Below are 2,059 nucleotides of genomic sequence, written 5' to 3'. Positions count from 1 at the left end.
CAAAGCCTTAAAGCCATCTGCCTCGGTCTCGTGGCGACTGCCCTATTGATCTGGGTGTTGTGGCCTGCACCACGACGTTCGTCGTCATCCGTCCCAGATGCGGAGCAGCTTGATCAGAAGAATCAGCGAGATGTGAGCTTTATGTTGGGTTTCTACACTGGTCTACCAGGCGCCGCAGTAGCTAAGTATGCACTCAGTCGTCTTGAGGAGGTCCACGGTCGGAAGGCGACACCTGGGGAGATCGGATTTGTAGTCGGACTTATTGTTTCATGGGCTTGGTGACATCGACTCTCCTAACGAGATCGTCGACTGAACCTCCGCCAGCATCGGGATTCCGGATCTCATGACCATCACTGTATCAGCCACTTCGTCGATCGCCCTCTTATGGCGGCGGTCAGTCACGATTGGACGTTAGGCCGCTCTACCATGCACCGCCGACTACTTAATCTCCTGCTCGCTGTTGCGCTTCTGACGCTCATCGGCTGTAGCAAGCGAGAACGAGTGGCTTCGGGCTACGTGTTGGTCACACCTGAAAGCTGGAATCCAGACGGCCATCCAGGGACGGCTCTACATCGAGGGCGTCACGTCGTTTGGGGCAACGTTTACACCGGCTACTTTCATCCTGCCTCTGCCAGCAGCTTCTCACGCGACGGGATGATGGTGTTTGTTGGACCTCCACCTGTCGGTGACAATTGGTATTCCTATCCGCAGTTGTTTGCCGTGCGAGGAGATGGCCCACCAGTGGTTCTCAGCGAGCGCCTGTTACACCAGCGTTTGGCGGTCTTCGACCACGGCCACGAGGCGAGTGATTTCGCAGTTCGCCATCTTGTGCTTACGAATGGCGGCTTTCGAGTCGAGTTCGAGTACAACTCGGTTATCAAGACTTGCGATGTTAGTTGGCCAGACATCAAACGGTTTCTTGACGAGGCGGACACGTCAGCACGTTTGGTGCATCATCTGCTTAGTGATTATCGACTTTTACCATGAGACCTCGGCCTAACCACCTATCTAGCCCGCGGCGTCAACTGACATAATGATTCTTGAGCGGAATATTTCATCCGTTGAGCAGGGCACTCAAAGAACGCTCCGACTTAATTTCGTATCAGCAGCTCGAGTTCTTCGCTCTCGCGCCAAGGCGGAGCAGAAGATCCGGCTAACCACTCGAGACCAACAGCCCTTAGCCTCCGAGTTTTCTACATGATCACCGTTCCTGCATCCCAGGTTTCACCCGAGTTGGTTCTCCGTCGGCGGGCTGCGGATCAGTGGGGACGTTCAGTGGAGTTATGAATAGATGCCCGAGAGACCGGCAGATCCTCGCAAGCAATGACGCGAACGGCTACCGTTATTACAGTTGTGAGCATTGCAGCGGGTTTTGGATTCCCGGAGTGGCTTTGAACCGTGTGCTGGCGGAGAAAGGAATCACAGAACTTGGAGCTATGCCGCATGGAGAGGTTGGAGAAATACAATGTCCTGATTGTCTGGCGGAGTGCGCCGCGTTTTCAATCGATGGTTGCCGACTGGACCGCTGCCCTAGATGCTGCGGGATCTGGCTTGATTCGGGCGAGCTGCGACGAGTCAGGCGGCTTTTCCCAGAAGGATCAGAGGTCGTCATTGCTGACGAGAGTCGTGTCCCCACTGAGAATCAGCCGGCGCTTGTCGCCTGGTCTTTGCTCGATGTTGTTGGGAATTTGTTCCTGCTTATCCTGCGCTGAGTCCCACACCGAACAAGCCCGATCGAGGACAACCCCTACCAGCCTCCGGATTTGCCCAGCCCGTCATGACCATTTCAACCGCAGTCAGACTTGCCGATTGTCACCTCACAGGTCGGGGTGCCTCATCGGGAGGTCGTTCGGCGTGACTATCAGGAATCGCCGGTATGACGACGAATCACTCAATAAGGTCGCAAGGTCAGTCCCATTAACAACCAAAGGAATGTAGAGCAGCCGAGAGCTGAAGAATGAGAGGTGTTGGGAGAGTTGGGATGGAGTGTAGGGAGAGGCTGCTCTCGGATGCTTTACATTCCCGGGTTGGACGCAGCCTCTGCGCGCGAACTTGCCAA

At 55.3% G+C, this 2,059-nt stretch carries 2 protein-coding genes; both read left to right on the top strand.

Annotation, left to right across the window (positions count from 1 at the left end; translation table 11 throughout):
* Positions 1-426: 426 nt before the first annotated feature.
* On the top strand, positions 427-987 hold the full coding sequence (locus JNN07_23240; GenBank protein ID MBL9170666.1) for a hypothetical protein: 561 nt from the start codon (positions 427-429) through the stop codon (positions 985-987).
* Between the two features lie 398 nt (positions 988-1,385).
* Positions 1,386-1,712: a zf-TFIIB domain-containing protein gene (locus JNN07_23235; protein ID MBL9170665.1), complete on the top strand. Its 327-nt coding sequence runs from the start codon at positions 1,386-1,388 to the stop codon at positions 1,710-1,712.
* Positions 1,713-2,059: the final 347 nt, after the last annotated feature.

Source organism: Verrucomicrobiales bacterium (assembly GCA_016793885.1).
Classification (GTDB): Bacteria; Verrucomicrobiota; Verrucomicrobiia; order Limisphaerales; family UBA11320; genus UBA11320.
Note: the sequence above shows the minus strand (reverse complement) of the source record. Positions and strands in the feature narration are given on the sequence as shown.